The organism is Streptomyces axinellae (assembly GCF_039532135.1).
Classification (GTDB): domain Bacteria; phylum Actinomycetota; class Actinomycetes; order Streptomycetales; family Streptomycetaceae; genus Streptomyces; species Streptomyces axinellae.
On the sequence record NZ_BAAARJ010000047.1, the window covers coordinates 1 to 5,660 of the forward strand.

The window sequence follows — 5,660 nt, forward strand, 5'->3', positions numbered from 1 at the left end:
CGGCGGGTCCCCGGCCCAGGCCGGGGACCCGCCGCTCCTGCCTGCTCACCTCCGTAGAATGCGACCCACATAGCGCTCACCCCGTCCAGCTGTGCTCAAGGACTTGACGGAGGGAACCGCTGGGGCTCTGCTTAGAGTTCAGATGTTGGAGACAAACGGGGAGTGAACAGTGGTGGAGACTCCGGGATCGCAGTCCTCGCTGCACCGGGCGAACCTCGAACGGGTCGTGCGCGCCGTACGGATGGCCGGCTCGCTCACCCAGGCGGAGATCGCCAGGACGACGGGGCTGTCGGCCGCGACCGTCTCCAACATCGTGCGGGAGTTGAAGGACGGCGGAACCGTCGAGGTCACGCCCACCTCATCCGGCGGGCGCCGGGCCCGCGCCGTCTCGCTCAGCTCGGACGCCGGCATCGTCGTCGGCGTCGATTTCGGCCACTCCCACCTGCGGGTCGCCGTCGGGAACCTGGCCCACAAGGTGCTGGCCGAGGACGCCGAGCCCATCGACGTGGACGCCTCCGCCGACCAGGGCTTCGACCGGGCCGAGCGCCTGGTCCACCGGCTGGTCAGCGAGAGCGGCATCAGCCCGGCCAAGGTCATCGGCATCGGCCTGGGCGTACCAGGGCCCATCGACATCGGTACCGGGGTGCTCGGCTCCACCGCGATCCTGCCGGGCTGGGCGGGCACCAACCCCCGCGACGAGCTGGCGGCCAGGACCGGCGTGCCCGTCTACGTGGACAACGACGCCAACCTCGGCGCCCTCGGCGAGCAGGTCTGGGGCGCGGGTCACGGCGCCGAGGACCTCGCCTACATCAAGGTCGCCAGCGGCGTCGGCGCCGGACTGGTGATCAACGGCCAGATCTACCGGGGTCCCGGTGGCACGGCAGGGGAGATCGGCCACATCACCCTGGACGAGTCGGGCCCGGTCTGCCGCTGCGGAAACCGCGGCTGCCTGGAGACGTTCACGGCGGCCCGCTATGTGCTCCCGCTGCTGCACTCCAGCCACGGCACGGACTTGACCATGGCCCGGGTGGTACGGCTGGCGGCCGAGGGCGATCCGGGCTGCCGCCGCGTGGTCGCCGACATCGGCCGGCACATCGGCAGCGGCGTCGCCAGCCTGTGCAATCTGCTCAACCCCTCCCGCGTCGTGCTCGGCGGTGATCTGGCCGAGGCCGGTGACCTGGTGCTGGACCCCATCAGGGACTCGGTGGCGCGCTACGCCATCCCCAGCGCGGCCCGCCAGCTCAAGGTCCTCCCCGGCGAACTGGACAGCCGCGCCGAGGTGTTGGGCGCGCTCGCACTGGTGCTCAGCGAGATGGGCGACGCCAGCTTGCTGGACGCGACGGCTGCCGCCGTCTGACCCTGCCGGAGCCGCGGTTACGGCGTCATGTCATGCCTTGCTGTGTTCATTGCCGTAACGAATGGCATCGTTGCCATCTCGTTAAGGATTTACTTATTGACCGATGGAAGCCTTGCGAGTTGACTTCCGGCTACCTCGGTCGCGACGGCGCGGCCCCGTCAGGGAGGTAGCCCATGCACGCAGCACTGCGCGGCGTCGTGTTCGGTACCGTCACGCTCTCGCTCGCCCTCGTCACGGCCGCCTGCGGCAGCGCTGACGAAGCCGGTGACAAGGGAGACAGCGAGAAGGACAAGAAGGGGCCGCTGACCATCGGCCTGCTGCTGCCCGAGAACCAGACGGCGCGCTACGAGCGCTTCGACAAGCCGCTGCTGGAGAAGAAGATCAAGGAGTTGGCGGGCAAGGACACCACGATCCTCTACTCCAACGCCAAGCAGGACGCCAACCTCCAGCAGCAGCAGGTCGACACGATGATCACCAAGAAGGTGGACGCGCTGATCATCGACGCCGTGGACGCCAAGTCCATCTCCAGCTCGGTCAAGAAGGCGGACGACCGCGACATACCCGTCGTCGCCTACGACCGCCTCGCCGAGGGTCCGATCAAGGCATACACCTCGGTCGACAACCCCCGGGTCGGCAAGATCCAGGCCACCTCCCTCCTCAAGGAGATGGGCGACAAGGCCGACAAGGGCAAGATCGTCATGATGAACGGCTCCGTGACCGACCCCAACGCCAAGATGTACAAGGACGGCGCGCACTCCGTCCTCGACGGCAAGGTGAAGGTCGGCAAGGAGTACGACACCAAGGAGTGGAAGCCGGAGAACGCCAACGAGAACATGAAGGGCGCGATCTCCTCCCTCGGCAAGGACAAGATCGTCGGCGTCTACTCCGCCAACGACGGCATGGCCGGCGGCATCATCACGGCCCTCAGAGGAGCCGGCTTCAGCAAGGACGAGATGCCCCCCGTCACCGGCCAGGACGCCGAACTCAACGCCGTCCAGCGCATCCTGACGGGCGAGCAGTTCATGAGCGTCTACAAGCCGTACGTGCCCGAGACCTCCGCGGCGGCCGAATTCGCCGTCGCCCTGGCGCGCGGCGAGAAGCTCGACAGCATCGCCACCTCCAAGACCGACAGCGAGTCCGAGAAGGCCGTCCCGACGAAGATCGTCACGCCGCTGCCGCTGGTCAAGGACGACATCAAGAAGTACGTCGGCAAGTCGGGCTTCTTCACGGCCAAGGAGATCTGCACCGCCAAGTTCAAGGACGCCTGCGAGAAGGCGTCCATCAAGTAGCCCCGCCGCCGGTGGCCTCCACGGGCACCGGCCCCACCGGACGCCCGGACGCGACGGCCCGCGCAGGGCCCGCCCGGCCTCCGGTCCCCTCTCCGGCGCCCCCGCCTTTCCACCCCGCCGCGGCGGGGGCGCCGGCACGCTCATGCTCACCCCCCCTCCGCCGGGCGCATCGGTCAGGCGGCGAAGGAGATGATTCACGTGTCCGCTACGCCCGTGCTGGCGTTGCGCGGGATCTCCAAGCGGTTCGGTGCCGTACAGGCGCTGACGGATGTCGAGTTGGAGATCCACCCCGGTGAGGTCGTCGCGCTCGTCGGCGACAACGGCGCAGGGAAGTCCACCCTGGTCAAGTCCATAGCCGGCGTCGGCCCAGCCGATGAGGGCACCATCGAATGGGACGGCAGGCCCGTCCGTATCGACCGGCCGCACGACGCCCAGGAACTGGGCATCGCGACCGTCTACCAGGACCTCGCGCTGTGCGACAACCTCGACGTCGTCGGCAACCTGTTCCTCGGCAACGAGATCAAGTCACGCGGCGTCCTCGACGAGATCGAGATGGAACGCCGCGCCCGCGAACTGCTCTCCACGCTCTCCATCCGCATCCCCAGCGTCCGCATCCCGGTCGCCTCCCTGTCCGGAGGACAGCGGCAGACCGTCGCCATCGCCCGCTCCCTGCTGGGCGAGCCCCGCGTGGTCATCCTCGACGAGCCCACCGCGGCACTCGGCGTCGAGCAGACGGCACAGGTCCTCGACCTGGTGGAGCGGCTGCGTGAGCGGGACCTCGGCGTGATCCTCATCAGCCACAACATGGCCGAGGTCAGGACCGTCAGCGACCGGGTCGCGGTGCTCCGCCTCGGCCGCAACAACGGCACGTTCAAGGTGAGCGAGTCCACCCAGGAAGACATCGTCTCGGCCATCACCGGCGCCACCGACAACGTCGTCACCCGCCGCGCGGCCCGCATCACGGAGGTGGAGAAGTGACCACCGGGACCCCCGCCGACGGCACCGAGGACGCCCAGACCCCCGACGAGAGCCCCTCCGCCGGCACGGCCGGCAAGGCCACCGGCAAGACGACGGACAAGGCCGACAAGGCCGAGAACAAGCCCGTCAGCACCGACAAGAAGCCCGCCGGGAGCGCGAAGTCCGCCGGGAGCGCCGGGGCCGGCGCCGTCGCCAGTGGCAATCAGGGCGCGGCGCCCGGTGCCGTCACCGCCGTGGACCCCCGCCTGCTGGTGCGCCAGGAGGGCTTCAAGGGCTACGCGAACGACCTGCTGCGCAGGCTGCGCACCGGCGAACTGGGCTCCATACCCGTCATCGTCGGACTGATCGTCATCGCGATCGTCTTCCAGCTCCAGGACTCGGCGTTCCTGAGCGCCAACAACCTCAGCGACCTGTTCATCCAGAGCGCCGGGACCGGGCTCATCGCCGTCGGCATCGTGTTCGTGCTGATCCTCGGCGAGATCGACCTGTCCGTGGGATCCGTCAGCGGCATGTCCGCCGCCGTGCTGGCCGTCCTCAACATCAACCACGGCATGAACGAGAGCCTCGCGCTGATCCTCGCCATCCTCACCGGGATGGCGGCGGGCGCCGTGCACGGCTTCTTCTTCGCGAAGATCGGCGTACCCGCCTTCGTGGTCACCCTGGCCGGCCTGCTGGGCTGGAACGGGCTGATGCTTCAGATCCTGGGCCCCAGCGGCACCATCAACCTCGACGACGACGGTGTGGTGGCGCAACTCACCAACCACTACTTCGCCGACAAGGCCGCCGCGATGGGCCTGGCCACCGTCTGCGTGCTGGCCTTCCTGGGCCTGTCCCTGCTGGACGCCCGCCGGCGCAAGGCGGTCGGGGTGCCCAGCAGGCCGCTGAGCGAGATCGTGCTGCGCACGGTGGTGCTCGCCGTCCCCGCCTACGCGGCGGCGTTCGTCTTCAACTCCTACAAGGGCCTGCCGCTCGCCGTGGTGATCTTCATCGGCGTCGTGGTGATCGGCGACTTCGTGCTGCGCCGCACCAGCTACGGCCGCAAGGTCTTCGCGGTCGGAGGCAGCGGCGAGGCGGCGGCGCGGGCCGGCATCAGCGTGCCGATGGTGCGCATCACCGTCTACGCCATCGCCGGCACCATGGCGGCGGTCGGCGGCATGTTCTTCGCCTCGCAGATCAACGCGGCCAACCAGTCCTCCGGAGCCGGCAGCCTCCTGATGAACTGCATCGCCGCCGCCGTCATCGGCGGTACCAGCCTCTTCGGCGGGCGGGGCAAGACCTGGTCGGCGCTGCTGGGCGCGCTCGTCATCCAGTCCATCAACTCCGGCATGGCCCTGCTGGGCACCGGCTCGGCGGTCCGGGACATGATCACCGGCGCGGTGCTGCTGGCAGCCGTCGTGATCGACTCGGTATCCCGCCGAACGCAGAAGACAGCGGGCCGCGCCTGACCGGCGCCGGACGCGGGGCGACGTGCGGGCTCCGCCTCGGGCCGCGTACGGGCCTCGGGCCCCGTACGGGCCGGATGTGAGATTGGCGTCACCCGGGGTGACTGGGGTGGCCGGGGTGTGAGAGGCGCGTGAGGGGGAATATCCGCTCGCGTGCCTCTCACACGTACCAGCGGGCCGCCGTCGGGGCCATTCGTGTGACTGGGATAGCACTAGCCGATGATTCGGCGCGCGAGCGGAACATTAGACTCTACGGGATCGGCACTGCCCGATCACAACGGCTCGATCATGCTCGATCACCCCCGACTCGGTCACCCCGAGCCGATCACGCTCGAAGCAAGGAGGTACGGGTGGCGTTGCTGACCCGCATCAGGGGACCCCGCGACCTGGACCGGCTCAGCCCGGAGCAGCTGGAGACGCTGGCGGCGGAGATCCGCACCTTCCTCGTGGACGCGGTCGCCAAGACCGGCGGCCACCTGGGCCCGAACCTGGGGGTGGTGGAGCTGACCATCGCCCTGCACCGGGTCTTCGAGTCGCCGGCCGACCGCATCCTGTGGGACACCGGGCACCAGTCCTATGTCCACAAGCTGCTCA

The 5,660-nt window shown here is 69.2% G+C and carries 5 protein-coding genes; all 5 read left to right on the forward strand.

Annotated elements, in window-relative coordinates:
• Positions 1-172: 172 nt before the first annotated feature.
• On the forward strand, positions 173-1,357 hold the full coding sequence (locus ABD339_RS33260; protein ID WP_344570912.1) for an ROK family transcriptional regulator: 1,185 nt from the start codon (positions 173-175) through the stop codon (positions 1,355-1,357).
• A gap of 173 nt (positions 1,358-1,530) precedes the next feature.
• Positions 1,531-2,646 carry a substrate-binding domain-containing protein gene (locus tag ABD339_RS33265; protein WP_344570908.1) on the forward strand — a complete coding sequence of 372 codons (1,116 nt, stop codon included), beginning with the start codon at positions 1,531-1,533 and terminating at the stop codon, positions 2,644-2,646.
• 189 nt (positions 2,647-2,835) lie between these two features.
• Positions 2,836-3,624, forward strand: a complete 789-nt coding sequence (locus tag ABD339_RS33270; RefSeq protein WP_344570909.1) for an ATP-binding cassette domain-containing protein — start codon at positions 2,836-2,838, stop codon at positions 3,622-3,624.
• Positions 3,621-5,069 carry a sugar ABC transporter permease gene (locus ABD339_RS33275; protein WP_344570910.1) on the forward strand — a complete coding sequence of 483 codons (1,449 nt, stop codon included), beginning with the start codon at positions 3,621-3,623 and terminating at the stop codon, positions 5,067-5,069. The genes ABD339_RS33270 and ABD339_RS33275 overlap by 4 nt, the downstream gene beginning before the upstream one ends.
• A 347-nt stretch (positions 5,070-5,416) precedes the next feature.
• Positions 5,417-5,660: 1-deoxy-D-xylulose-5-phosphate synthase N-terminal domain-containing protein (locus ABD339_RS33280; protein ID WP_344570911.1), on the forward strand; the 244-nt coding region annotated here is incomplete at its 3' end.

Excerpts from the sequence above, each read along its gene's own strand:
- ABD339_RS33270 (WP_344570909.1), top strand. The coding sequence starts at position 2,836 with ATGATTCACGTGTCCGCTACGCCCGTGCTGGCGTTGCGCGGGATCTCC.
- ABD339_RS33265 (WP_344570908.1), top strand. The coding sequence starts at position 1,531 with ATGCACGCAGCACTGCGCGGCGTCGTGTTCGGTACCGTCACGCTCTCG.